We start from the raw sequence: 25,021 nt of genomic DNA, 5'->3' as shown, positions 1-25,021 counted from the left end.
CGGGCTCGCGGCAGGGCCCTGCAGGAGGGCCGACCGGGGCGGCGGCCGGACGGGCAGAGGGAGTCCGGGTCGTGAGGGACGTGGCGGAGTTCCTGCGGAGCCGGCCACCGTTCGACGCCCTCTCCGCCGAGGACCTGCAGCGGGTCGCCGCGGCCGCCGAGGTCGAGCACCTCCCGGCCGGGACGGTGCTGATCGAGCAGGGGGAGGCGCCCGTGGAGCACCTGCGGGTCGTCCGCCGGGGCGCGCTGGACGTCGTGCACGACGGCCGGGTCCTGGACGAGCTGGGTGCCGGTGAGCTGTTCGGGCAGGCGTCGATGCTCTCCGGGCTGCCGGCCCGGTTCAGCGTGGTGGCCGCCGAGGACACGCTCTGCTACCGCATCCCCGCCGCGGCCGCGCGGCCGGTGTTCGCCCAGCCGGCCGGCCTGCGCTTCGCGGTCCGCTCGCTGCTCGCCGACCCCGTGCCGCGCCGGCACGAGGTCGAGCCGGTCGTGGACGCCGCCCACCGGCCGGTCGCCGACCTGCTGCGCACCGACCCCGTCGTCTGCGACCCCGGGACGCCGGTGCGGCAGGCCGCCGAGCGGATGACCGAGGCGGGCGCGACCGCGGCCGTCGTGGCGGTGCGCGGAGGAGAGCTCGGCATCGTGACCGACCGGGACCTGCGGGCCCGGGTCGTCGCCCGCGGCACCGCGACCGACACGCCGGTCGAGGAGGTCATGACCTTCCCGGCGCACACGGTCGCCGCCGACGGCAGGAGCGGCGAGGTGCTCCTGGACATGCTGGAGCGCGGGATCCGGCACCTGCCGGTGCTCAGCCCCGACGGCCGCGTGCTGGGCGTGCTGGAGGACGCCGACCTGCTGGCCGCCGCTCCGCGCAGCAGCTTCCACCTGCGGTCGGTGATCGCCCGGGCCCGCACGGTGCAGGACCTGGTCGCCGCGTCCGCGCAGCTGCGGCCTGCGGTGCTCGCCCTCCACGACGCCCGCGTGGCCGCCACGGACATCGCCGGCATCCACTCGGTGGTGTCCGACGCGCTGACCCGGCGGCTGGTCCAGCTGACCGTCGCCGAGGTCGGCGAGCCGTCGGTGCCGTTCACCTGGCTGGCGCTGGGGAGCCTCGCGCGCCGGGAGGCCGTGCCGTCGTCCGACGTCGACAGCGCGCTGGTCTGGTACGGGTCCGCCGACGAGGGGATGCAGGCGGAGCTGCGCGCCGTCGCCGAAGCCGTGGTGGCCGGCCTGGAGGCGTGCGGTTTCCCGGCGGACACCGAGGGGGCGGTCGCCGCCGCACCGCTGTTCATGCGGTCGTACGCGGGGTGGCGGGCGGCCGCGCAGAGCTGGCTCGCCGACCCGACCCAGGAGAAGGCGCTCGTGCTCGTCTCGCTGGTTGTCGACGGCCGGCCGGTGTGGGGGATCCGCAGCGGGCCGGCCCTGCCGGAGGTCTTCCGGGACGCCCGCCGCCACCCGGGGTTCCTCACGCTGCTCGCCCGCTTCGCGCTGGGCCACCGCCCGCCGACCGGCTTCCTGCGGGACTTCGTCGTCGAGCACGGCGGGGAGCACGCCGGGCGGCTGGACCTCAAGCGCGGCGGGCTGCAGCCGATCGTCGACCTGGCGCGGTGGGCCGGCATGGCCGCCGGCGTCACCAGCGCCTCCACCCCCGCCCGGCTGCGGGCGGCCGCGGACGCCGGCACGCTCCCGGCGGACGACGTCCGGACCCTCCGCGAGGCCTTCGACCTGGTGCTGGAGCTCCGGGTGGACCACCAGGTCGAGCAGCTGCGGGCCGGCCGGCGGCCCGACGACCACCTCGCCCCGGCCGATCTGGACCCGGTGACGCGGGGAGCGCTCAAGGAGGCCTTCCGCGCGGTCTCCGCCGTCCAGCGGCGGGTGGCCGGGCAGCTGCGGCAGGGGGTGGTGTGATGCTGCCGCTCCCGAGGCGGCCGGGCAGCGACGCGGCGCGGGCCTACCGGGACGCCGCGCGGGTCCCCGCCGGAACACCGTGGCGGGACGCGTCGTTCTGCGTCGTCGACCTCGAGCTCACCGGCCTGGACCCCCGGCACCACGAGATCGTGTCCTGGGGGGCGGTCTGCGTGGAGGGCGGCCGCGTCGTCTGCGGAACGGCCGCGGAGGGTCTGGCCCGGCCGGAGCGCGGGGTGCCCGCCGAGGCGGTGCGGATCCACGGGCTGCGTCCTGCCGACCTCGCCGACGCGCCGCCGCTGCCGGAGGCGCTCGACCGGCTGCTGCCGCTGATGACCGGGCGGGTCCTGGTCGCCCACGCGGCCTGGGTGGAGCGGGGCTTCCTCGGCCGCGCCCTGCGGGCCCGGGGGGTGCGACTGCGGACGCCGGTCCTCGACACCCGCGCGCTGGGCCGGCTGTGGCTGGCCGGCACCGGGGCGACCCCGCCGTCCACCCTGTCCCTGGAGGGCCTGGCGGGCGCCCTCGGGGTGCCCAGCTCCCGGCCGCACGAGGCCGGCGGCGACGCGTTCACGACCGCCCAGGTCTTCGTCGCGCTGGCCACGCTGCTGGAGGCCGGCGGCCCCGAGACGGTGGACACCCTCGCCGCGGCCTCCGCGCGACTGAGCGTCCAGCGCGTCTGATCGGGTGGCCCATCTCCTGGCGCCTCCGGCCCTGGGAGCCGGGTGCGCTGTCGAGCGAGATGCGGGTGTCGTACCAGTCGCTACCGCTCGGCCTGGTCGTCACGCGTGGACGTGCCGGAGCGGCACTTCCCGACTGCCCCGATCGGCGGAACGATCTGGACCGTGACAGCGCGCTGAGGTCTCGCAGACGTCGGCTCGGGCAAGGTCAGACGTGCGGTGGTGACCCAGGGATGGCGGTTGTGAGATGAGCGGCAAGGTCGTCGTGAACCGGTGCATGTCGCTGGACGGCTTCATCGCCGGCCCCGGCCACTCGATGGACTGGGGGAGTGATCGCGCTCTCGCCGACTTCGTGGCACCGGACGACCTCGCGGAGATCGCAGCGGCCACCGGCGCCATGCTCGTCGGCCGGCGGACGTGGGAGGTGGGCGACCGGATGCAGGCCGAGCAGCCGCGCCGCGTCGACTACCCCTTCTCCGGACCCATGTTCCTGCTCACCCACAGGCCGCTGGTGCCGCCGAATCCGAACGTCACGACCCTCACCGGCGACATCGGTGGAGCGGTCGCCACGGCACTGGACGCTGCCGGCAGCAAGGACCTCGAGATCCTCGGCGCCGACGTGGCCGGCCAGTGCCTGCAGCGGGGGCTCGTCGACGAGATCCTGGTGTACATACTGCCGGTCCTGCTCGGCGACGGCATCCGCTTCTCGTCCCCTGGCCTCGCGAGGACAGACCTGGAACCGATCAGCAGCACGCGGTCGGGCGACGCGACCATCCTCCGCTTCCGCGTCCGCAGGCAGTCCGACCGGACTGTCTGACTACGGCAGTCGCAGCCGAACAGGACACACCCAGTCAGGCGTGGCCGGCGGCCTCGCCGACCGACGCCGGCCGGTGCCGGTGGAGCGACCGCGGTCGTGGGCTGCAACGCAGTCGTCGGTCGGCCCCGCGGCGGACGACCGGGCTCCCTCCGCACCGACCCGTCCGACCGCCGGGGTGCTCCCGACCGCGCCCGACGCCCCCACGGAGGTGTCCGCCACGACCGCCACCGACCTGCCCGCGAGCCCCGTCTCCACGCTGTCGGGCCAGTACCACACCGATCCCGCCGTCTCCCCGCTCGGGCGGACGCGGGTCTCCGAGACCGCGTGGTCCTGCGCGGTGCGGTCGTCCGAGCACCGCATCGGCACCGTCCACGACCGGGTGACGCAGCGCCTGGCCGATCGAGCCCTCCGTCCAGGGGCCGGGGACGAGCGTCCTCGGGCCCGGGTCGCTCCCGACGAGCGCTCGTGGGGCGCGACCCGCACCAGATGCAACGAGGGGTTGCGTTCGTTGCCGGTCGCGGTAGCGTCGTGCCAGGTCCTGGAGCAGCAGACGGCGTCCGGGACCCAGGCTCCGGCTGGTCGAACAGGCGGCTGTTCGGAGCCGCCTGCTGCCACCGGTCCGACCGGGGGCCGCGAACCCCTCGGTGCGTGCCGGCCCCGGGCCCGTGGCGCGACAGGGAGTGGCCGCCGGGAGAGGCTGGGGCGGTGAAGATCCTGCTCCCCGACTCCCTGCCGCTCGCCCCCGCGCTGCCCGAGGGGGTCGAGGCGGTGCGCTACGACGTGGCCGCCCCGGTGCCCGAGGAGCACCTCGACGCCGAAGCCCTGGTGGTCTGGGGCAACGCGCCCGCCGACCTGCGCGCCGTGGCCGGCCGGATGCCCCGCCTGCGGTGGGTGCAGACGCTGGCGGCCGGGCCGGACGCCGTCCTCGGCGCCGGCTTCCCCGACGACGTCGTCGTCACCTCCGGCGTGGGCCTGCACGACCGGCCGGTCACCGAGCACGCGCTGGCCCTGGTGCTCGCGCTGCTGCGCCGCCTGCCGGCCGGGCTCGCGGCGCAGGCCGAGCACCGCTGGGCCGACGAGCTCGGCGGGCTGCAGCCGCTGCACCCCGAGGGCGCGGTCACCACGCTGCTCGACGCGCGGGTGCTCGTCTGGGGCTTCGGCAACATCGGTCAGAACCTCGCTCCGCTGCTGCAGGCCCTCGGCGCGCAGGTGCGCGGCGTCGGGCGCAGCGCGGGGGAGCGGGCCGGGTTCCCCGTCGTCGCCGAGGACCGGCTGGCGGCTGAACTCGAGCACGCCGACGTCCTGGTCATGATCCTGCCCGCCACCGAGGCCACGACCCACGCGCTGGACGCCGGCCGGCTGGCCGCGCTGCCGCGGCACGCGTTCGTCGTCAACGTCGGGCGAGGCTCGACCGTGGACGAGCCGGCGCTCGTCGCGGCGCTGACCGACGGCGGCATCGCGGGCGCGGCCCTCGACGTCACCGAGGTCGAGCCGCTGCCGGCGGACTCCCCGCTGTGGGACGCGCCGAACCTGCTGATCACCCCGCACGCCGCGGGGGGCCGGCCGGTCGGCGCCGACGAGCTCGTGGCCACCAACCTGGCGGCGCTGCTCGCCGGCCGCGAGCTGCGCAACGTCGTGGCGCGCTGACCCCCGTGGGGGAGCCACTGTCGACAGTCGTCACGTCCGGTCGGTGCGCGCGGCTAGCATGACGGTCGACGAGGAGGCTGGTCCGTGAGCGTTGAGTCACTGTCTGCCCTGGACCGGAGCACGCTGCGCGAGCGGTCCCTCGAGGCGCTCCGGTCGGCCATCCTCTCCGGTCGGTACCGGCCCGGGGACCACCTCGGCGAGGTGGAGCTGGCCGGATCGCTCGGGGTCAGCAGGGGCACGGTGCGCGAGGCCCTGCGGCACCTCCAGCAGGAGGGCCTGGTCACCGCCGGCAACCGCGGGATGCTGCGGGTCAACAGCCTGAGTCCCGCCGAGGTGCACGAGCTCTTCCGCGTCCGGGCGGCCCTCGAGGGGCTCGCCGTCCGGGAGGTCATCGCCTCGCCGCGGCGGGAGTCGGCCGCGGAGAAGTTGCGGGCGGCGGTGGAGCGGCTGTCCGACGAGGACGAGCCGGCCGTGCGGATGGAGGCCGACCTGGCCTTCCACCTGCTGCTGTGCCAGCTGTCGGGCAACTCGATGCTCGTCGAGGCGTGGCAGCGGCTGGAGGGCCGGATGCGGGTCGCCATCCTCAACGGCGCGTCCTGGCAGGCGCCGATGATGGCACGCGACCGGCACGTGCCCATCGTCGAGGCCATCGAGCAGGGGGATGTCGACGCGGCTGTGCGGGTCGTCGACGAGCACATGGCCGGCGCCGCGGAGCACTTCGCGCGGGCGACCGAGTCCGCGTAGCGGAGGACCTCTCCTCCTCGCCCCTCGCGAGCGGGCCGCGCTCCCCCCGCTCGTGGGAGGACCCCGTCCTCCCGTCACCCTGCTCGACCGCTCGGAAGCGGACCGCGTCCGGGTCCCGCCCCCCGCAGGCTCGGGGCGGGACCCGGACGGGTCGGCGGTGCCCTGGACGCGGTCGCCCTGCTCGCCCGCGTGATCGCGGCGGGCCCCCTGGGACAGCCCGCTCGTCGGGCTGCCCGCCCCGACCTGCAGCGATGCAGGTGCCCCGAAGTGACCCTTGACACGGTGATGCGCACCACTCACTCTAGTCATCAGTTGACTGTCAACAGTCAACGGATAGCGGGGACCTGACGCCCATCGCCCACCGGAGATCACCATGACCGAGCGGCACCCAGCAGTCCGCCATCTACACCCCGAGGAAGTCGCCCTCTGGCACCCGTTCGAGGGCTCCCCGACCGAGAAGAAGGTCGCCGTCGGGTGCTCCGTCGATGCGACGATCGAGACCCGCGGCTCCGCCGGCTCTCGCAGGCCGGAGGGGGACTGACATGGCCGATACCACGCTGCTCCTGCTGCACATCGCGATCACGGTGGCGATCGTCGTCGGGCTCATCGTCTTCGCGAAGATCAACCCGGTCATCTCGCTGGTGATCGGGGCCCTGTACCTCGGCATCGCCGCGGGGCTGGGCTACGAGGGGACGACGACCGCCGTCGTGACCGGCTTCGGCAACCTGATGGCCGAGGTGGGGCTGATCATCGGGTTCGGCGTGATGCTCGGGACCCTGTTGTCGGCCATGGGGACGCTCCACCGCGTCGTGGACGGCATGCTGCGGCTCGTCGGGGCCAAGCGCTCCCCCTACGTCCTCGGCCTGACTTCGGGGATCGTCTTCCCCGCGATCTACTTCGACGTCGCGCTGGTGATCCTGGGGCCCATGGCCCGGTCGATCGCCCTGCGGACCGGGCTCAGCATCGCGCCGCTGGCCGGCGCCCTGGCCATCGGCCTCGAGGTGGCGCTGCTGATGGTCCCGCCCGGTGCAGCCGCGCTGGCCATCGCGGCCGCTCTCGACATCCCGCTCGGCACGATGCTCCTGTGGGGGATCCCCTTCGGCATCGTGGTGATCATCGCCAGCGTGGCGCTGCACAGCCTGCTCATGCGCTTCACCTGGAATGACGAGAAGGACGACGACCCGCTGACCGACCCCGAGCACACCGGTGAGATCGCCGGTTACGGCGGCCCGCCCGCCGCCGGGCCCACCGATGGGCAGCCGACCGTCTCGGGTGGCCAGCCAGCCGGGGAGCCGGGCCGCGGCGGGGGAACGACGGCCGTCGCTCGCGATCCGCACACCAGCGACACCGAGACCCCGGGCAGGCAGCTGCCGCTGCTCGTCGCCCTGCTGCCGCTGCTGGTGCCGCTGGTGCTCATCGTGCTGGACACCACCACGAGTGCCTTCGGCACGGAGGTGGGCCTGCTCGGGTTCCTCGGCAACCCCGTGGTGGCCCTCCTCATCGGACTGCTCGTGGGCACCGCTCTCGCCGTGCCGTCACTGGGCCGGGCGGGCGTCGAGGAGGTGATCGTGCGGGCCGCTGAGACCAGCGGGGTCATCCTGCTGTTCACCGGCGTCGCGGGTTCACTGGGGCAGGTCATCGCGGAGACCGACGTCGACAACCTGGTGGCCGGCCTCTTCAGCGCCAACGCGGCCTATCCGCTGGTGCTGGCCTGGCTGGTCGCGGCGCTGCTGCGCCTGGCCCAGGGCTCCGGGTCCGTGGCCGCCATCACCGCGGCGGCCCTGCTGGCGCCGGTCGTCGGGAGCCTGGGGCTCAACCCGGTGCTGATCTGGCTGGCCGCCGCATCCGGGGCCGCCTTCGGCGGGCAGGTCACCGACAACACCTTCTGGATCTTCAAGACGCTGCTGGGCCTGTCCGTGCGCGGCACCTTCCAGGTGTACACGGTCGCCCAGGGGCTGTTGTCCTTCGTCGGCCTGGGCGCGGTCCTGGTGCTCGGCGTCTTCGCCTGACCGAATCGAACAAGGGAGGAACACGTCATGACCTCACTGAGCACACCGCAGGCCGCACCCCCAACCGGGGACCGAGCCGAGCGGATCGAGCGGATCCGCCAGGCGGCCTACCGGATCCGGCGCAACGCCCTCGACATGGGGGAGGTGCAGGGGCAGGGCTACATCGGGCAGGCGCTGGGCGTGGCCGACGTCCTGGCCACCGTCTACACCGACCAGCTCCGGTACCGACCGGAGGACCCGCACTGGCCCGACCGGGACCGGTTCCTGCTCTCCATCGGCCACTACGCCATCGCCCTCTACGCGGCGCTGGCCGAGGCCGGCACCATCCCGGCCGAGGAGCTGGAGACCTACGGCTCCGACGACTCGCGGCTGCCGATGTCGGCCATGGCCTCCTACACGCCAGGCGTCGAGATCTCCGGCGGGTCACTCGGTCACGGGCTGCCCGTGGCCACCGGGATGGCCCTCGGGCTGCGCCACCAGGGCAACGGGGCGCGGGTCTACAACCTCCTCTCCGACGGCGAGCTCGACGAGGGCTCGACCTGGGAAGCGGCGCTGGCCTGCGCGCACCACGGCCTGGACAACGTCACCGCGATCGTCGACGTCAACGCGCTGCAGGCCGACGGCCCCACCGCAGGTGTGCTGCGCACCGAGCCGGTGACGGACAAGTGGCGGGCCTTCGGCTGGCACGCACTGCGCGTCGACGGCAACGACGTCGCCGCGCTCGTCGACGCCCTCGACGAGCTCCGCGCGCACCGCGGCTCGCCGTCGGTGCTGATCTGCGACACCCGCATCGGCTGCGGGGTCCCGCTGCTCGAGAGCCGGGAGAAGGCCCACTTCATGCGGGTGGAGGAGCACGAGTGGCAGCTCGCCCGCGACCAGCTGCACGAAGGGACGACCCGATGACCAGCACCGCGCCCAAGAAGCGGCTCACCACCTCGGCGATGATCGCCTCGTTCGCCGACCCCGGTCAGCGCACGACCAGCGCTCCGTTCGGTCACGCGCTCAACCGGCTGGCCGAGCAGCGGCCCGAGATCGTCGGGCTGTCGGCGGACCTGGCCAAGTACACCGACATGCACGTCTTCCGCGACGCCCACCCCGACCGCTTCTTCCAGATGGGGATGGCCGAGCAGTCGCTGCTCGGGACGGCGGCCGGGCTGGCGGAGGTCGGGCTGGTGCCCTTCGCCTCCACCTACTCGGTGTTCGCCACCCGGCGGGCCTACGACTTCCTCTGCTTGGACATCGCCGAGCCGAACCTGAACGTCAACGTGGTCGGTGCGCTGCCCGGCCTGACCACCGGGTACGGGCCCAGCCACCAGGCCACCGAGGACCTCGCGATCCTCCGCGGCTGCCCGAACCTGACCATCGTCGACCCGTGCGACTCGGTCGACATCGAGCAGGCCGTGCCGGCGCTGGCGGACGCACCCGGGCCCACCTACCTCCGGCTGCTCCGTGGCGCGGTGCCGACCGTGCTCGACGAGTACGACTACCGGTTCGAGCTGGGCAAGGCCGCCGAGCTGCGCACCGGCCGGGACGTCGTCCTCATCTCCACCGGGCTGATGACCATGCGGGCGCTGCAGGCCGCGGCCCGGCTCGAGGCCGACTCCGTCGACGTCGCCGTCCTCCACGTGCCGACGATCAAGCCGCTGGACACCGAGGCGATCCTGCGGGCCGCCCGCACCGACCGGCTCGTGGTCACGCTGGAGAACCACACCGTCGTCGGCGGCCTCGCCGAGTCGGTGGCCTCCACCCTGGCCTTCGCCGGGGTGGGCACCCGCGTGGTGCCCATCGCCCTGCCCGACGAGTTCCTCGCCGCCGGCGCCCTGCCCACGCTGCACGACCGCTACGGCCTGTCGACCGACGCCGTCGTCGCCCGCGTGCGGGCCGAGCTCGGCGGCGACGCCGGGCGCCGCCCGCAGGCCTCCCCGCACGTTGCCGCAGCGCCCGCCGACCCCGCTCCCGCCACCGCCTGAACCCCCTGGAGGAACCCATGTCCGTCTCCGACAAGACCGTCGTCGTCACCGGCGCCGGCTCCAAGCGCGGCATCGGCCGCGCCACCGCCCACACCCTGGCCGCCGCCGGCTGGAACGTCGCGATCCTCGACCTGGACGAGGCCAGCGCCAAGGACGCCGCCACCGAGGTCGCCGAGCGGAACGGCGTGCAGGCCGTCGGCGTCGGCTGCGACATCACCGACGAGGCGTCCGTGGACAACGCGCTCAACGTCCTCGACGGCGCGCTGCCGCCGGTCGGGGCCCTGGTGAACAACGCCGGGATCACCTCGCCGACGCCCTTCCTCGCGGTCAGCGGCGAGGAGTGGGACCGCATCTTCGCCGTCAACGTGCGGGGCGCGTACAACGTCACCCGCCGCCTCGCGCCCGGCATGGCCGAGCGCGGCTTCGGCCGGATCGTCTTCCTGTCCTCGGTCTCGGCCGAGCGGGGCGGCGGCGTGTTCGGCGGGGTGGCCTACTCCGCGGCCAAGGCCGCGGAGCTCGGCTTCACCCGGGCGCTGGCCCGCGAGCTCGGCCCGCACGGCATCACCGTGAACGCCGTCGCCCCGGGGCTGATCGACACCGACATCACCGGCGGCGCCCTCGAAGGGGACCGCAAGGCGGAGCTGGTCGCCGGGATCCCGATGGGCCGCAACGGCCGGCCTGCCGACGTCGCCGACCTCATCACGTACCTGTGCCGCGAGGAGACCGGCTACATCACCGGCGCGACGTACGACGTCAACGGCGGGTCGCACATCCATTGACGGAAGGACCGCCCTTCCCCCCACGCCTCGCAGGCTCGGCGCGGGCCCCTGGAGGGCGGCCGTTCCAGCAGCTCACCAGCGCGGCCCGTCCCCTCGGGGGCGGGCCGCGCTGCGGTGTCAGGAGGTGACGCCCGCCGTCGGTGTCCGAGGCGCGTCCTGTCCGGTGAGCCGGCGGTCCCAGGTCGCCAGCACCCGCGGGTCCGTCGGCCGCGAGGCGAGGCTGCCGGCCAGGTAGCCGACCAGAGCTGCGGCCAGACCGAAGTAGATGGGCTCGTTGGCGTAGATGTCGCCGACGACGACCATCGTGGCGAGCGTGGCCAGCGTCCCGGCGGCCACCGGGACCAGCGCGCCGACGTTCGTCCCGCGCCGCCACACCAGCCCACCGAGGATGGCGACGAGCAGGCCGCCGACCAGGATGTCGTAGGCGATGGTGAGTGCGGCGACGACGTCCTGCAGCGCGCAGGCGATGCCGATCATCACCACGCCGAAGCCGGCGACGTACAACCGGTTGCTGCGGACGTGCTCGTGCTCGCTGCCCGCCTCGGGGTCGCGGCCCCGCAGCCGCGCGACGATGTCCTGGCTGAACACGGTGGCGGTGGCGATGAGCGCGCCGCTGGAGGTGGACATCACCGCGGCGAGGGCGGCGGCGAGCACCAGCCCGGCCAGCAGCGCCGGCATCGTGGCCTCCACGACAGCGGCGAACGCGTCGTCGCGGGCGTCGAGCCCGGGCAGGATCACGCGCGCGGCCATGCCGATCACCGCGCCGGCCACGCCGTAGGCCAGGCAGTAGACCCCGGCGGCGGTACCCGCCCACCGCGCGACACCGGGGCTGCGCGCGGTGAACACCCGCTGCCAGATGTCCTGCCCGATCAGCAGGCCGAAGGTGTAGATGACGAAGTAGGTGACGATCGTGCCGCCGCCGATGGTGGTGAGCGACAGGGCCTCCGCCGGCAGCGCGTCGGCCAGGCCGCCGAACCCGCCGGCCTCGACCACGACGACCGGCAGCAGGATCAGGAAGATCCCGACGGTCTTGATGACGAACTGGACGAAGTCGGTCAGGGTGATCGACCACATGCCGCCCAGCGTCGAGTAGAGGACGACGACGGCGCCGCCGATCACGATCGACGGCACCCGCCCCAGGTCCAGCAGGGCGCCGAAGATGGTCGCGTAGGCGATGGTCGAGGTGACCGAGAGCATCAGCGTGTAGCCGAACATCACCACGCCGGACAGCACGCTGGAGCCGGGGCCGTAGCGCAGCTCGAGCATCTGGCTGACGGTGTAGACGCCCAGGCGCTGGATGCGGCCGGCGAACAGCAGCGAGAGCGCCAGGATGCCGGTGCCGATGGCGACGACCAGCCACATCCCGGACAGGCCGTACTCGTAGCCCAGCCCGACGCCGCCGATCGTGGAGGCGCCGCCGAGCACGATGGCGGCCATCGTCCCGGAGTAGAGCAGCGGGCCCAGCCGCCGTCCGGCGACCAGGAAGTCGGACTGGGTGGTGGCGCGGCGCTTCCCCCAGAAGCCGAAGGCGATCATGGCGGCCAGGTAGAGGCCGACGACGGCCGTGTCCCAGTGGCTGTCCACGCGACTCCTCCTCGTTCGTGCGGGTCAGTGACGGGCGTCCAGGTGGACGAGGGTCGGGCGGTCGGCCGACAGCGCGTCGGCGACGAGGGCCGTGAGCGCGGCCGGGTCCGCGGTGCGCAACCCGTGCGCGCCCATCGCGGTGGCGATGGCCGCGAGGTCGGGGGTGGGCAGGTCCACCGCGGTGGGCGGGATCCCACGGGCGGCCTGCTGGTCGCGGATCTCGCGGTAGCCGCCGTTGTCGACGACGACCACCGGGACGGGCAGCCCCAGCTCGGTGAGGGTGGCCAGCTCCTGGAGGGAGAACATCAGCGCACCGTCGCCGAGCAGCACGGCGACGGGGTGGCCGGGCCGGGCGAGGGAGGCGCCGACCGCCGCGGGCAGGCCGTAGCCGAGGGTCGCGTAGCCGGGGGTGTAGCAGAACCGGCGTGGGGCGGGCAGGTCGAAGAAGTGCACCGAGCCGAAGTAGGTGACCTGGGAGCTGTCCCCGGCCAGGACGGCGTCGGCCGGCAGCCCGGCCCGGACGGCCGCGTTGACCTCCTCGTTCCCGCCGGCGTCGGCGCGGGCCTCCTCCCGGCAGGCCGCGCGCAGGTCCGCGGCGCGGCGGGTGCCGTCGCGCGGGTGGGCGGGCGGCGCGGCGGAGAGGGCGCGGACGGCGTCCGCCGCGTCGGCCTGCAGGGCGACCGTGGCCGGGCAGTTCTTGTGCAGCTGGCCCGCCTCGACGTCCACCCGTACCACGGCCCGCGCGCTGATCCGGCCCTCCCACAGGTCGGAGTCGCCGAGCTCGCTGCCGACGACCAGCAGCGCGTCGCCGGCGGCTGCCTCGCGCTGCAGCGCGCGCAGCCGCACCGACGCCCCGGCCGACAGCGGGTGGTCTTCGGCGACAACGCCCTTGCCGTTCACCGTCGTGGCGACCGGCGCGCCCAGCGCCTCGGCCAGGGCGGTCACCTCCGCGGCGGCGTCCACGGCGCCACCGCCGGCGACCACCAGCGGGCGCCGCGCACCGGCCAGCAGCTCGGCCGCGCGGCGGACGGCGCCGGGGTCCGGCGCGGGCGCGGCGACCGGCCCGGCCGTGCGCACCGTCCCGGTCCAGGCCTGCTCGAGCACGTCGACCGGGACCTCGACGTGGACCGGGCGCGGCCGTCCCGCGGTGAAGGAGGCGAAGGCGTCGGTGACCGCCTCGGCGGCCTCGTCGGCGCTGCGCACCCGGCGGCTCCACCGGACCAGCCGCTGCATCGCGCCGCTGGCGTCCTTGACCTCGTGCAGCAGGCCGAGGTCGGCGCCCTCGGTGCCGGTGGGCACGCCGGGGGAGAGGACGAGCACTGGTTGCGACTCAGCGTGGGCGGTGGCGGCGGCGGTCATCGCGTTGGTCAGTCCGGGGCCGCTGGTGGTCACCACGACGCCCGGCCGGCCCGAGACCCGCGCGTACGCCTCCGCGGCGTAGCCGGCGCCCTGCTCGTGGCGGGGCGTGACCGGGCGGATCCCGGCGGCGCGGAGGTGCCGGTACAGCTCCAGGTTGTGCGTGCCGGGGATGCCGAACACCGTGTCGACCCCGTGCGCGGCGAGGGACTCGACGACGGCCGCGCCGCCGTTGCGGTGGTCTGCAGGGCTCACGACCGCGGCTCCTCGGAACGGCGTCCTCCAGGTGCGCCGAGGGTGCCGTGCCGGGACCGGGTGGCGACAGTGGACGGTGTGGCGTGCCTCACCGGGCCGGGTTGCCGGATCGTCGAGGAGCCTGGCCGACCGGTGCGCATCGGACCGGCGGCGCGGGTTGGTCGCGGCGCGCAACGAGGACCACGATGAGCGCGTGGACGACCTCCCCAGCCCTGGGCATACAGCCGGTGCCGTCGTGCGGTGCTCGTCGTGAGCGGCGACCGCCGCACCGCGGTGGTGACCGGCGCCGGCTCCGGACTCGGCCGCGCCATCGCCCGGGCGCTGGTGGCCGACGGCTGGTCCGTGGCGCTGCTGGGGCGCACCCGTCCGTCGCTGGAGGAGACGGCCGAGGGCGGGGACGGCGTCCTCGTGCTGCCCACCGACGTCGCCGACGAGGAGCAGGTGGATGCGGCGTTCGACACCGTCCGGGACACCTGGGGCCGGCTCGACCTGCTGGTCAACAACGCCGGCACGTTCGGTCCGGCGGGCGAGGTGGACGAGGTCGCGGTCGCCGACTGGCGGGCGACCGTGGAGGTCAACGTCACGGGCGTCTTCCTCTGCGCCCGCGCCGCCGTCCGGCTGATGAAGGCGCAGGACCCACCGGGCGGGCGGATCGTCAACAACGGCTCGATCTCCGCGCACGTGCCGCGGCCCGGGAGCGTCGCCTACACCGCCACCAAGCACGCCGTCACCGGCCTGACCAAGGCGATCGCGCTGGACGGCCGAGCGCACCGGATCGTCTGCGGGCAGATCGACGTCGGCAACGCCGCCACCGAGATGACCGCCGGGATGGCGCACGGTGCTCGCCAGGCCGACGGCTCCGTCCGACCCGAGCCCACCTTCGACCCGGCGCACGTCGCCGACGCGGTGGTGCAGGTGGCCCGGCTGCCGCTCGAGGTCAGCGTCCCGTTCACCACGATGCTGGCCACCGGCATGCCCTACCTCGGGCGGGGCTGAGCGCTCCGGTGCGCTGGGCCGTCAACACCTCCCTGCTCTTCGGCGACCTGCCGCTGGAGCGCCGGCCGCAGGCCGCCCGGGACGCCGGGTTCACCGCGGTCGAGTCGTGGTGGCCGTTCGACTCCGTCACGCCCGCCGGCCGGGCGGTCGAGGCCTTCGTCCGGTCGGTCGAGGACGCCGGGGTGCAGCTGGTCGCGCTCAACTTCCCGGCCGGTGCGATGGCCGACGGCGAGCGCGGGCTGGTGTCGCTCCCCGGCCGGGAGGCGGAGTGGCGTGACGCGGTCGCCGCCACGGTCGGCATCGGCGAGCGGCTGGGCGTGCGGCTGTTCAACGCGCTGTACGGCAACCGGTCCGACGGCGCGGCCCCTGCCGCGCAGGACGCGCTCGCCGTCGAGCACCTGGCCCTGGCCGGTCGGGCGACGGCGCGGATCGGCGGCACGGTGCTCCTGGAGCCGCTCAGCGCCGCGCCCCGGTACCCGCTGCGGAGGGCGGAGGACGCGCTCGCCGTCGCCGACCGGGTGGCGGCGGAGACCGGGGTGGGCGCGATCGGCCTGCTCCTCGACCTCTACCACCTCGCGGTCAACGGCGATGACCTCGACCGGGTGGTCGCCGTGCACGGACCCCGGGCCGCGCACGTGCAGGTCGCCGACGCCCCCGGGCGGGGGGCGCCGGGCACCGGGGAGCTCGACCTCGTGCCGCGCCTGCGCGCGCTCGAGGACGGCGGTTACGCCGGCTGGACCGCCCTCGAGCACCTGCCGGGTGACGGCGACCCGTTCGCCTGGCTGCCGCGGGAGGACCGCGCCGGCGGCTGACCGGGGGAGCCACACCGCAGCGGTGTGCCAGGTCGGTGCGTGGGAGCCCCTGCGGGTGGACGGACCGGCACTGGCCGGGAGGCACCGGGTCTCGCAGATTCAGCGTCGACACCGCCCACGTCCCGAGGAGGACGCATGACCACCCCCTACTGGGTCGCCGGAGAGCCCCGGACCGGCACCGACGTCGTCGCCGTCCGCTCGCCGTTCGACGGCGCCGAGGCCGGCCGGACGACGAACGCCACCCCCGAGGACGTCGAGGTCGCGGTGTCGGCCGCCGCCGCGGCCCGCGCCGCCTGCGCGGCCCTCCCGGCCCACGCGCGGGCCGCTGCCCTCGACCACGTGTCCCGCCGGCTGGCCGAGCGCAGCGAGGAGGTCGCCGCGCTGATCACCGCCGAGTCCGGCAAGCCGCTGAAGTGGGCCCGCCTCGAGGTGACCCGCGCCGTGTCGACCTTCCGCTGGGGTGCCGAGGAGGCACGGCGCTGGTCGGGCAGCCTGCAGCGGCTGGACACCGACCCGGCCGCGGCCGGCCGGATGGCGCTGGTGCGTCGCGTCCCGCGGGGCCCGGTGCTGGGCATCGCGCCCTTCAACTTCCCGCTCAACCTGGTGGCCCACAAGGTCGCACCGGCGATCGCCGTCGGGGCGCCGATCGTGCTCAAGCCCGCGCCGGCCACGCCGCTGTCGGCACTGCTGCTCGGGGAGGTCCTGGCCGAGACCGACCTGCCGGCCGGCGCCTGGTCGGTGCTGCCGGTGCCCAACGAGGTCGCCGCGCGGCTGGTGCAGGACCCGCGGCTGCCGGTCGTCTCCTTCACCGGCTCGGTGCCGGTCGGCTGGTCGATCCGCGAGTCGGTGCCGCGCAAGCACGTGACCCTCGAGCTCGGCGGCAACGCCGCGGCCGTCGTCGCCCCCGACCAGGACGACGCGGCGCTGGACTGGGCGGCGTCCCGCATCGCGACCTTCGCGATGTACCAGGCCGGGCAGTCCTGCATCTCGGTGCAGCGGGTGTTCGCCCACCGCGCGGTCGCCGGCCCGCTCACCGACCGGGTGGTCGAGTCGGTGGACAAGCTGGGAACCGGCGACCCCACGGACGACGCGACCGACGTCGGCCCGCTGATCGACGAGCAGGCCGCCCGGCGGGTGGAGAGCTGGGTGGAGGAGGCGGTGGCCGCGGGCGCACGGGTCCTCACCGGCGGCACCCGGGACGGCGCCTCCTACGCGCCCACCGTGCTCACCGACGTCCCGGCCGACGTCAGGGTGTCCTGCGAGGAGGTCTTCGGTCCGGTCGTCGTCCTGGAGACCGTGGACTCCGTCGACGAGGCGTTCGCGCGGGTCAACGACAGCCGGTTCGGGCTGCAGGCCGGCGTCTTCACCCGGGACCTGCAGGTGGCCTTCCGCGCGGCGCAGGTGCTCGAGGTCGGGGGAGTGGTGGTCGGCGACGTGCCGAGCTTCCGCGCCGACCAGATGCCCTACGGCGGGGTGAAGGACTCCGGCACCGGCCGGGAGGGCGTGCACGCGGCGATGGAGGACCTCACCGAGGAGCGCGTCCTCGTCCTCACCGGCATCGACGTCTGACAGCCCTGGAGACCCCCGGCCGCCGCTGACGACCTCGAGGCGGCCGGGATGCAGCGAGGCCCCGGTCCGATCGGACCGGGGCCTCGTCGCGTCCCGGCGGCTCCCCGACCGGGACACGGGGAGGGGCTCCACGGCGGTCGGGGACGGGCTCCTCGCCGCGGTGTCGGCCGGTGGGCCGACGACGACTCAGCTCAGCTCTCCAGGTTGGCCATGACGTGCTTGACGCGGGTGTAGTCCTCGAACCCGTACATCGACAGGTCCTTGCCGTAGCCGGAGTGCTTGAACCCACCGTGCGGCATCTCGGCGACGAGCGGGATGTGCGTGTTGATCCAGACGCAGCCGAAGTCCAGCGCCTTGCTCATCCGCATCGCCCGGCCGAAGTCCTTCGTCCAGACGCTGGAGGCCAGCCCGTAGGGGACCCCGTTGGCCCAGGCGAGGGCCTGCGCCTCGTCGGAGAACCGCTGCACGGTGATGACCGGGCCGAAGACCTCGTTCTGCACCATCTCGTCGTCCTGCCGCAGCCCGGCCACGACGGTCGGCTCGACGAAGAAGCCGCGGTCGCCCAGCCGGCGGCCACCCGCGGTGATCTCGGCGTGGTCGGGCGCGCGGTCGAGGAAGCCGGTGACGTGCGCGAGCTGGTTGGCGTTGTTCACCGGCGGCACGAGCGCGTCCTCGTCGCCGGCACCACCCTCGTACGTCGTCCGGGTGCTCCTCGCCTGCTCGGTCAGCGCCGCGACGAAGTCGTCGTGGATGCCCGGCCCGGCCAGCACCCGGGTGGCGGCGGTGCAGTCCTGCCCGGCGTTGAAGTAGCCGGCCACCGCGATCGCCTCGGCGGCGGCCTCGAGGTCGGCGTCGTCGAAGACGACGACCGGGGCCTTGCCGCCCAGCTCCAGGTGCACCCGCTTGACGTCGCGCGCGGCCGTCTCGGCCACCGCCATGCCGGCCCGCACCGACCCGGTGATCGAGACCATCTGCGGCGTCCGGTGCTCCACGAGCGCCCGGCCGGTGTCCCGGTCGCCGCAGACGACGTTGAGGACGCCCGGCGGGAGGAACTCCGCGGCCAGCTCGGCCATCCGCAGCGTGGTCGCCGGGGTGGTGTCGCTGGGCTTGAGGACGACGGTGTTGCCGGCCGCGATCGCGGGCGCGAACTTCCAGACCGCCATCATCATCGGGTAGTTCCACGGCGTGACCTGCCCGATCACCCCGACCGGCTCGCGGCGGACCCACGAGGTGTGCCCGGCCAGGTACTCGGCGGCCGCCTTGCCCTCGAGGTTGCGGGCGGCGCCGGCGAAGAAGCGGATCTGGTCGACCATCGGCGGGATCTCCTCGCTCGCGGTCAGCCCGAGCGGCTTGCCGGTGTTGCGGCTCTCCAGCGCCACCAGCTCGTCGGCGTGCGCCTCGATGGCGTCGGCGATGCGGAGCAGTGCCAGGGAGCGCTCCGAGGGGGTGGCGTCCCGCCAGCCGGGGAACGCGCCCGCCGCCGCGGTGTAGGCCCGGTCGACGTCCTCGGCCGCCGACACCGGGGCCGAGGCGAACACCTCGCCGGTCGCCGGGTCGACCAGGTCCATCCGACGGCCGTCGGTGGCGTCGACGTGCTCTCCGCCGACGAAGTTGCGCAGCTCGAGCTTCTCGCTCACCGGGAGGTCCTCTCGTCGTGCATCCCGGAGTCGCCGGGACCGCTGATCCGGTGGTCATCGTCACTGTCAACCGCTGATCTGTCCAGTCTCCCAGGTCAGGACGACGGATTCCTCAGGTCGAGGGAGGGTGCAGGGCGAGCCAGAGCTCGGCGCGCACGCCGGGGGAGTCCAGGTCGCGGCCGATCAGCTCCTCCGCCCGCCGGATCCGCTTGCGCAGCGTGTGCCGGTGGACGCCGAGGCGGGCCGCGGCCGGCTCCCACTGCCCGTGCGCGGCCAGCCAGATCCGCAGCGACTCGACCAGGTCGCCGGGGCCGGCCCGGTCGGCGGCGACCAGGGGCGCCAGCGCGGCCTCGGCGAAGGCCGCGGTGGCCCCGGGGTCGAGCAGCGCGGACAGGCCCCGGCCGGCGAGGTCGGCGAAGGCGGTGACCGGCTGTCCGGCGGCCCGCCCGTGCCCGGCCGCCTGCCGGGCCTGCCGCACCCCGTCGGCCAGCCGGTCCCACGGCACCGGCGGTGCCGTCCCGAGGACGGTGCCGGGCACCCGCTCGGGCAGCACGGCCAGCCGCCCGGCCAGCGGGCCGTCGGCGGACACCAGGACGACGAGGGTGTCGTCGAGCTCGGCCGACAGCACCGGCTCGCGGGCGTGGGCAGCCGCGTCGGCGGCCACGTCGACGGCCGCGGCCCGCTGCTCGGCGGTGCCCAGCACGGCCAGCGCCAGCACCGGCTCGGCCGGCAGCCGCTCGCCCAGCGCCGCCACCACCGGGCCGGCCGCGGCGGTCTGGCCGGCGAGCAGCAGGTGCAGGATCGCGGCCCGCAGCGCCGCAGTGCCGCTGTCCAGGGCCCGGGACTGCTCCAGCCGCAGCGTGAGCAGCAGCGCCGCTGCGTTGACCACGTGCCGGTCGCCCGCGGGGAACGGCCCCGGCCGCCCGACGGCGAGGAAGCCACGCACCCGCGAGCCGGTGCCCAGCGACTGCAGCAGCACCGTCTCGCCGGGCTGGGTGAGCGCCGCCCCGGCCGGCGGCCGGGCCGTCCGCAGCCGGTCGACCGCCGCGGTGAGGTCGCCGGCGCGTCCCCGGGCGGACGACGGCGCGGCCTCCAGCGGCGTCCCGGCGGCGTCGACCAGCAGCGCCCAGCCGCCCAGGTGCCGGGCCAGCCGGTCGACGACGGTGCCCGGAGCCCCGGGGGCGACCGCGGCGCGGGTCAGCTCCCGCTGCACCGTCGAGGTCCGGGTGACCGCCGCGTACTCCTCGGCCGCCAGGGCGCTGGAGACCGCGCGGGACAGAGCGATGAACGGCGTCTGCCGCGGCACCTCGAGCACCGCCAGCCCGTGCTCGTCGGCCGCGGCCACCAGCCCGGCGGGCACCTCGGCGTGGCTGAGGCCGGTGCCGAGGCCCAGGCCCACCACCCCGGCCGCGGCCAGCCGGCGGACGTACCCACCGGTCCCCTCGGGTGCCAGGGCCAGGCCGGTGGTCAGCAGCAGCTCGCCGCCCTCGAGGAACGGCGTGGGGTCGGCCAGCTCGCTGACGTGCACCCAGGAGACGGCACGGTCGACCGGCGCGCTGCGGGTGTGCAGCGTCAGCTCGAGCGACGCGGTGCCGAGCAGGGTCGCGACGGTGACCGGCACGGGGAGGACCTCTCGACGATCTGGACACCCGGACGCCCCGGGAGTGCCGATCCGGACGGTACCGGGGGAGACGTGCGCCACGGACCCTGGACGCGAGGACCTCCCCCGTCGGGGGAGGCCGCCCCCACGAGGAGACCGTGATGACCGACCTGCTCACCGGCCCGCACACCGTCGCCCAGGAGCGGCGCCTGATCACCGAGCTGCCCGGCCCCCGCTCGCGCGAGCTGGCCGCCCGCCGGGCCGCCGCGGTCACCTCCGCCGTGGGCAGCGTCCTGCCGGTCTACGTCGAGCGCGCCGCGGGCGGCGTGGTGGTCGACGTCGACGGCAACTCCTTCATCGACCTGGGGTCGGGCATCGCCGTCACCAACGTCGGCCACGCCGCGCCCGAGGTGGTGGCCGCCGTCCAGGCGCAGGTCGCCGCCTTCACCCACACCTGCTTCATGGTCGGACCCTACGAGGGCTACGTCGCCGTCGCCGAGGAGCTCGACCGGCTCACCCCCGGCGACCACGAGAAGCGCACGGCGCTGTTCAACACCGGCGCCGAGGCCGTGGAGAACGCGGTCAAGGTGGCCCGGGTGGCCACCGGCCGCTCGGCGGTCGTCGTCTTCGACCACGCCTACCACGGGCGCACCAACCTCACGATGGCGCTGACGGCGAAGAACATGCCGTACAAGCACGGCTTCGGGCCGTTCGCCGGCGAGGTCTACCGGGTGCCGATGTCCTACCCGTACCGCGACGAGCCGGGGATGACCGGCGAGCAGGCGGCCGCGCGGGCCATCGACCTGATCGAGACGCAGATCGGCGCCGCCAACGTGGCCGCCGTGCTCATCGAGCCGATCCAGGGCGAGGGCGGCTTCGTCGTCCCGGCGCCGGGCTTCCTGCCGGCCCTGACCGACTGGTGCCGCCGCTCGGGTGCGGTCTTCATCGCCGACGAGGTGCAGACCGGCTTCTGCCGCACCGGCGCGTGGTTCGCCTCGGAGCACGAGGGCGTCGTCCCCGACCTGATCACCACGGCCAAGGGCATCGCCGGCGGCATGCCGCTGGCCGGGGTGACCGGCCGCGCCGAGCTGATGGACGCCGTGCACACCGGCGGGCTGGGCGGCACCTACGGCGGCAACCCGGTGTCCTGCGCCGCCGCGCTGGCCAGCATCCGCACGATGCGGGAACTCGACCTGAACGCCGCCGCGCGCGGGATCGAGGCCACCATGCTGCCGCGGTTGCGCGCGCTGCAGGAGCGCACCGGCGTGGTCGGCGACGTCCGCGGCCGCGGCGCGATGCTCGCCGTCGAGCTGGTCGAGCCGGGCACGAACGAGCCCGACGCCGCGCTGACCAACGCGATCTCCAAGGCCTGCCACGCGGAGGGCGTCATCACCCTGACCGCCGGCACGCACAGCAACGTGCTGCGCTTCCTGCCCCCGCTGGTCATCGGGCAGGACCTGCTCACCGAGGGGCTCGACGTCCTCGACGCCGCCTTCGACGCGCACGCGGGGAAGTGAGCGCCCCGGCCGCCGGTGGGCACCGCCGGCTGACCCTGACTCCGGAGGGCCCTGCGGGGAGCGGCCGGGTGGCCGGTCTGGTCACGTGGCCGGCCGCCCGGCCGCTGCTGGCCGACGTGGTGCCGGTCTTCGACCGGCTCGGTGTGCGGGTGGCCGACGCCGTCGCCGTCCCGGGGGACGACGACGCGCCGGCCACCCGGCTGGAGCTGCTGCTGCCGCAGGGGACGGCGCCGGCCACCGCGCTGCCCCGGCTGGAGCAGGCCCTGGCCGCGGCCTGGGCGGGGGAGACCGAGCTCGACGGCCTCTCCCGGCTGACCGTCGGGGCCGGCCTGCCGGTGCGCGACGTCGCCGTCCTCCGGGCCGCCTGCCGGTACCTCGCGCAGGTCGGGCTGGGCCTGTCCAGCGGCTACGTCGAGGAGACGGTGCTCGGCGCGCCGGAGTTCGCCCGCGCGCTGCTGGCGCACTTCGCCGCCCGGCACGACCCCGACGCGGCCGACCCCGCGGCCGCGGCGTCGGCTGCCGAGCACCTGGCCGAGCTGCTCACGCGGACGACCAGCCTGGACTCCGACCGCATCCTCCGCGGTCTGCGCGACGTGCTCGCCGCCGTCGTGCGCACCAACCGCTACCAGGTGGACGCCGCCGGGAGACCACGGCCGGCGCTGGCGCTGAAGATCGCCTCCGCGCAGCTGGACCTGCTGCCCAGGCCGCGGCCGGAGGTGGAGACCTTCGTGTGCTCGCCGCGCATGGAGGGGCTGCACCTGCGCGGTGCCCGGGTGGCCCGCGGCGGGCTGCGCTGGTCCGAGCGCCCGGAGGACTTCCGCACCGAGGTGCTCGGCCTGGTCAAGGCGCAGATGGTCAAGAACGCGGTGATCGTGCCGGCGGGGGCCAAGGGGGCCTTCGTCGTCCGCGACGACCTGCACGGCCTGGACCGCGCGGCGGTGCAGGAGCGGGTGGCCGGCGCCTACCGCACCTTCGTGGACGCGCTGCTGGACGTGACCGACGACCGCGACGGCGACCGCGTCGTCCACCCGGCCCGCACCGTGGTGCACGACGGGCCCGACCCCTACCTGGTGGTGGCCGCCGACAAGGGGACGGCGACCTTCTCCGACCTGGCCAACGAGGTGGCCGAGCGCCGCGGCTTCTGGCTCGGCGACGCGTTCGCCTCCGGCGGCTCGAGCGGCTACGACCACAAGGCCATGGGCATCACCGCCCGCGGCGCCTGGGTCTCGGTGCGCCGGCACCTGCGCGAGCTCGGTGTGGACCCCGACGGTCCGCTGACGGCGGTCGGGATCGGCGACATGTCCGGCGACGTCTTCGGCAACGGGATGCTGCTGTCCGACGAGCTGCGCCTGGTGGCCGCCTTCGACCACCGGCACGTCTTCCTCGACCCGGACCCCGACCCCGCCCGGTCCGCGGCCGAGCGCCGCCGGCTGTTCGCGCTGCCGGGCTCGTCGTGGGACGACTACGACCGCTCGGCGCTGTCCCCGGGTGGTGGCGTGCACCGCCGCGACGCCAAGAGCGTGCCGGTCCCGCCGCAGGTGCGGGCCCGCCTCGGGGTGGACGCCGAGGAGCTGTCGCCGGCCGAGCTGGTGCGGGCGGTGCTGCGGGCGCCGGTCGACCTGCTGTGGAACGGCGGCATCGGCACCTACGTCCGCGCCGCCGACGAGACCGACGCGCAGGTCGGCGACCGCGCCAACGACGCCGTCCGCGTGACCGCCGCGGAGCTGCGCTGCCGGGTGGTGGGGGAGGGCGGCAACCTGGGCCTGACCCAGCGCGCCCGGATCGAGGCGGCCCGGGCCGGGGTCGCGCTGAACACCGACTTCATCGACAACTCCGCCGGCGTGGACACCTCCGACCGCGAGGTCAACCTCAAGGTCCTGCTGGCCGGCGTGCCCCGCGCCGAGCGGGACGCGGTGCTGCGCGCGGTCGAGGACGAGGTGGCCGCCGCGGTGCTGGCCGACAACGCGCTGCAGGCCCGGGCGCTGTCGGTGTGCGCGGCCCAGGCACCGTTCCTGCTCGACCGGCACGCCCAGCTGATCGGCGACCTCGAGCGGCACGGCCTGGACCGGGACCTCGAGCAGCTGCCGTCCGAGGCGGAGGTCGAGCGGCTGCGCCAGGCCGGGGCCGGGCTCACCCGGCCCGAGGCCGCGGTCCTGCTCGCGCACTCCAAGAACCTGGTGCGCGAGGAGCTGCTGCGCAGCGACCTGCCCGACGACCCGTCGGTGGCCGGCGTGCTGGCCGCCTACTTCCCCCGGGCGGTGCGCGAGCGCTGGCCCGAGCGGGTGGCCGCCCACCCGCTCGCCCGGGAGATCACCGCCACCCAGCTGGCCAACGACCTGGTCAACCGGGTGGGCCCGGGCTTCCTGCTGCGGCTGGAGGAGCGCTCCGGCGTCCCCACCCCGGTGGCGGCCCACGCCTACACGGTGGCCACCCAGGTGCTGGACCTCGACGCCGTGTGGGCCCGGGTGGACGACGACGTGCCGCTGGCCGTCGAGCGACTGGCCCTGCCCGAGCTGCAGGCGGCCACCGAGCGGACGGCCGACCGGCTGCTGCGGGCCCACCCCGCCCCCGCGGCGCTGACCGCGGCGGCACCCGCCCTGGCCGCCGTCGTCGCCGAGCTGGAGCCGGCCGCGTGGCTGGACCGGCCCGGCGCCGCCGGGGACCGGGCCCGCGCGCTGCAGGCCGAGCTGACCGCCGCGGGCGCGGGTCCGGAGCTGGCCGCGCGGGTCGCCGTCCTCGGGAACCAGGCCGACCTCGTCGACCTGGCCGGCGTGGCCCGCGCGGCCGGGGTCGCCGTCGACCGGGTGGTCGGGGCCGACGCCGCCGTGGAGCGCCTGCTGGCGCTGCCGCGGGTGCAGGCCTGGACCGCGGAGCAGGCCGGCATCTCGCACTGGGTCGTCGCCGCCCGTGCGGCGCTGCGTGACGAGGTCGACCAGCTGCGGTGGGCCCTCGTGGCGGCGCTGCTGCGGGACGCCGACGGCGACGCGGACGCCTTCGCCGGCCGGCACGCGACCGCCCTGGCCCGCTTCACCGCCGTCCGCGAGCAGGCCGCGTCCGCCCGCGACGACGTCCTGGGCCGGGCGTGCGTGGTGGTGGCGGAGCTGCGCCGGCTGGTGCGGACCGTCGGCTGAGGCTCCCCCGGACGGAG

At 75.5% G+C, this 25,021-nt stretch carries 18 protein-coding genes; 14 read left to right on the top strand and 4 right to left on the bottom strand.

What is annotated here, in order from left to right; all coding sequences use genetic code 11:
• Positions 1-71 precede the first annotated feature (71 nt).
• The 9 genes from BMW27_RS07410 to BMW27_RS07365 all read left to right on the top strand — a co-directional run bounded on the left by BMW27_RS07410 (position 72) and on the right by BMW27_RS07365 (position 10,547).
• A complete protein-coding gene (locus BMW27_RS07410) occupies positions 72-1,907 on the top strand; it encodes a putative nucleotidyltransferase substrate binding domain-containing protein (RefSeq protein WP_175486408.1) in 1,836 nt (611 codons plus the stop codon).
• On the top strand, positions 1,907-2,584 hold the full coding sequence (locus BMW27_RS07405) for a 3'-5' exonuclease (RefSeq protein WP_091441312.1): 678 nt from the start codon (positions 1,907-1,909) through the stop codon (positions 2,582-2,584). The genes BMW27_RS07410 and BMW27_RS07405 overlap by 1 nt, the downstream gene beginning before the upstream one ends.
• A 244-nt stretch (positions 2,585-2,828) precedes the next feature.
• Entirely contained in the window at positions 2,829-3,398 is a 570-nt protein-coding gene (locus BMW27_RS07400; protein ID WP_091441308.1) for a dihydrofolate reductase family protein, read from the top strand.
• A gap of 705 nt (positions 3,399-4,103) precedes the next feature.
• Positions 4,104-5,045 (top strand): phosphoglycerate dehydrogenase, encoded by a 942-nt coding sequence (locus tag BMW27_RS07390; RefSeq protein ID WP_091441300.1) that lies wholly within the window; start codon positions 4,104-4,106, stop codon positions 5,043-5,045.
• Between the two features lie 84 nt (positions 5,046-5,129).
• Positions 5,130-5,789: a GntR family transcriptional regulator gene (locus tag BMW27_RS07385; RefSeq protein WP_175486407.1), complete on the top strand. Its 660-nt coding sequence runs from the start codon at positions 5,130-5,132 to the stop codon at positions 5,787-5,789.
• 542 nt (positions 5,790-6,331) lie between these two features.
• On the top strand, positions 6,332-7,798 hold the full coding sequence (locus tag BMW27_RS07380; RefSeq protein WP_091441296.1) for a GntP family permease: 1,467 nt from the start codon (positions 6,332-6,334) through the stop codon (positions 7,796-7,798).
• 27 nt (positions 7,799-7,825) lie between these two features.
• Complete coding sequence (locus BMW27_RS07375; protein ID WP_091441292.1) at positions 7,826-8,701, top strand: transketolase; 876 nt, start codon at positions 7,826-7,828, stop codon at positions 8,699-8,701.
• Positions 8,698-9,768 (top strand): transketolase family protein, encoded by a 1,071-nt coding sequence (locus BMW27_RS07370; RefSeq protein WP_175486406.1) that lies wholly within the window; start codon positions 8,698-8,700, stop codon positions 9,766-9,768. Before BMW27_RS07375 ends, BMW27_RS07370 begins: the two co-directional genes overlap by 4 nt.
• Positions 9,769-9,785: 17 nt before the next feature.
• Entirely contained in the window at positions 9,786-10,547 is a 762-nt protein-coding gene (locus tag BMW27_RS07365; protein WP_091441289.1) for an SDR family NAD(P)-dependent oxidoreductase, read from the top strand.
• 117 nt (positions 10,548-10,664) lie between these two features.
• Here the strand turns inward: BMW27_RS07365 and BMW27_RS07360 are convergent, their stop codons facing one another.
• Positions 10,665-12,131, bottom strand: coding sequence for a sodium:solute symporter family protein (locus BMW27_RS07360; RefSeq protein ID WP_217638065.1), 1,467 nt, complete (start codon positions 12,129-12,131; stop codon positions 10,665-10,667).
• A 24-nt stretch (positions 12,132-12,155) separates the two neighbouring features.
• A complete protein-coding gene (locus BMW27_RS07355; protein ID WP_091441286.1) occupies positions 12,156-13,742 on the bottom strand; it encodes a thiamine pyrophosphate-binding protein in 1,587 nt (528 codons plus the stop codon).
• A 249-nt stretch (positions 13,743-13,991) separates the two neighbouring features.
• On the opposite strand from BMW27_RS07355, the gene BMW27_RS07350 reads away from it, so the two are divergent.
• The 3 genes from BMW27_RS07350 (at position 13,992) to BMW27_RS07340 (ending at position 17,119) form a co-directional block, all read left to right on the top strand.
• Positions 13,992-14,738 carry an SDR family oxidoreductase gene (locus BMW27_RS07350; RefSeq protein WP_245743351.1) on the top strand — a complete coding sequence of 249 codons (747 nt, stop codon included), beginning with the start codon at positions 13,992-13,994 and terminating at the stop codon, positions 14,736-14,738.
• 8 nt (positions 14,739-14,746) lie between these two features.
• Positions 14,747-15,550 carry a hydroxypyruvate isomerase family protein gene (locus BMW27_RS07345; RefSeq protein WP_217638064.1) on the top strand — a complete coding sequence of 268 codons (804 nt, stop codon included), beginning with the start codon at positions 14,747-14,749 and terminating at the stop codon, positions 15,548-15,550.
• A 135-nt stretch (positions 15,551-15,685) separates the two neighbouring features.
• On the top strand, positions 15,686-17,119 hold the full coding sequence (locus tag BMW27_RS07340) for an aldehyde dehydrogenase family protein (RefSeq protein WP_091441279.1): 1,434 nt from the start codon (positions 15,686-15,688) through the stop codon (positions 17,117-17,119).
• A gap of 191 nt (positions 17,120-17,310) precedes the next feature.
• Here the strand turns inward: BMW27_RS07340 and BMW27_RS07335 are convergent, their stop codons facing one another.
• Positions 17,311-18,756: a gamma-aminobutyraldehyde dehydrogenase gene (locus tag BMW27_RS07335; RefSeq protein WP_091441275.1), complete on the bottom strand. Its 1,446-nt coding sequence runs from the start codon at positions 18,754-18,756 to the stop codon at positions 17,311-17,313.
• 112 nt (positions 18,757-18,868) lie between these two features.
• Complete coding sequence (locus BMW27_RS07330) at positions 18,869-20,377, bottom strand: helix-turn-helix domain-containing protein (protein WP_091441271.1); 1,509 nt, start codon at positions 20,375-20,377, stop codon at positions 18,869-18,871.
• Positions 20,378-20,517: 140 nt separating this feature from the next.
• On the opposite strand from BMW27_RS07330, the gene gabT reads away from it, so the two are divergent.
• Together gabT and BMW27_RS07320 are read left to right on the top strand one after the other, a co-directional pair.
• Entirely contained in the window at positions 20,518-21,873 is a 1,356-nt protein-coding gene (gene gabT, locus BMW27_RS07325; protein WP_091441268.1) for a 4-aminobutyrate--2-oxoglutarate transaminase, read from the top strand.
• Positions 21,874-21,941: 68 nt separating this feature from the next.
• A complete protein-coding gene (locus BMW27_RS07320) occupies positions 21,942-25,004 on the top strand; it encodes an NAD-glutamate dehydrogenase domain-containing protein (protein ID WP_091441265.1) in 3,063 nt (1,020 codons plus the stop codon).
• Positions 25,005-25,021: the final 17 nt, after the last annotated feature.

The sequence above is a fragment of the Geodermatophilus poikilotrophus genome (assembly GCF_900111455.1).
Classification (GTDB): Bacteria; Actinomycetota; Actinomycetes; order Mycobacteriales; family Geodermatophilaceae; genus Geodermatophilus; species Geodermatophilus poikilotrophus.
Note: the sequence above shows the minus strand (reverse complement) of the source record. Positions and strands in the feature narration are given on the sequence as shown.

Bases quoted from the DNA above. Each gene is read 5' to 3' on its own strand.
- BMW27_RS07405 (WP_091441312.1), top strand. From the start codon at position 1,907: ATGCTGCCGCTCCCGAGGCGGCCGGGCAGCGACGCGGCGCGGGCCTAC.
- BMW27_RS07400 (WP_091441308.1), top strand. From the start codon at position 2,829: ATGAGCGGCAAGGTCGTCGTGAACCGGTGCATGTCGCTGGACGGCTTC.
- BMW27_RS07380 (WP_091441296.1), top strand. From the start codon at position 6,332: ATGGCCGATACCACGCTGCTCCTGCTGCACATCGCGATCACGGTGGCG.
- BMW27_RS07375 (WP_091441292.1), top strand. From the start codon at position 7,826: ATGACCTCACTGAGCACACCGCAGGCCGCACCCCCAACCGGGGACCGA.
- BMW27_RS07370 (WP_175486406.1), top strand. From the start codon at position 8,698: ATGACCAGCACCGCGCCCAAGAAGCGGCTCACCACCTCGGCGATGATC.
- BMW27_RS07365 (WP_091441289.1), top strand. From the start codon at position 9,786: ATGTCCGTCTCCGACAAGACCGTCGTCGTCACCGGCGCCGGCTCCAAG.
- BMW27_RS07340 (WP_091441279.1), top strand. From the start codon at position 15,686: ATGACCACCCCCTACTGGGTCGCCGGAGAGCCCCGGACCGGCACCGAC.
- gabT (WP_091441268.1), top strand. From the start codon at position 20,518: ATGACCGACCTGCTCACCGGCCCGCACACCGTCGCCCAGGAGCGGCGC.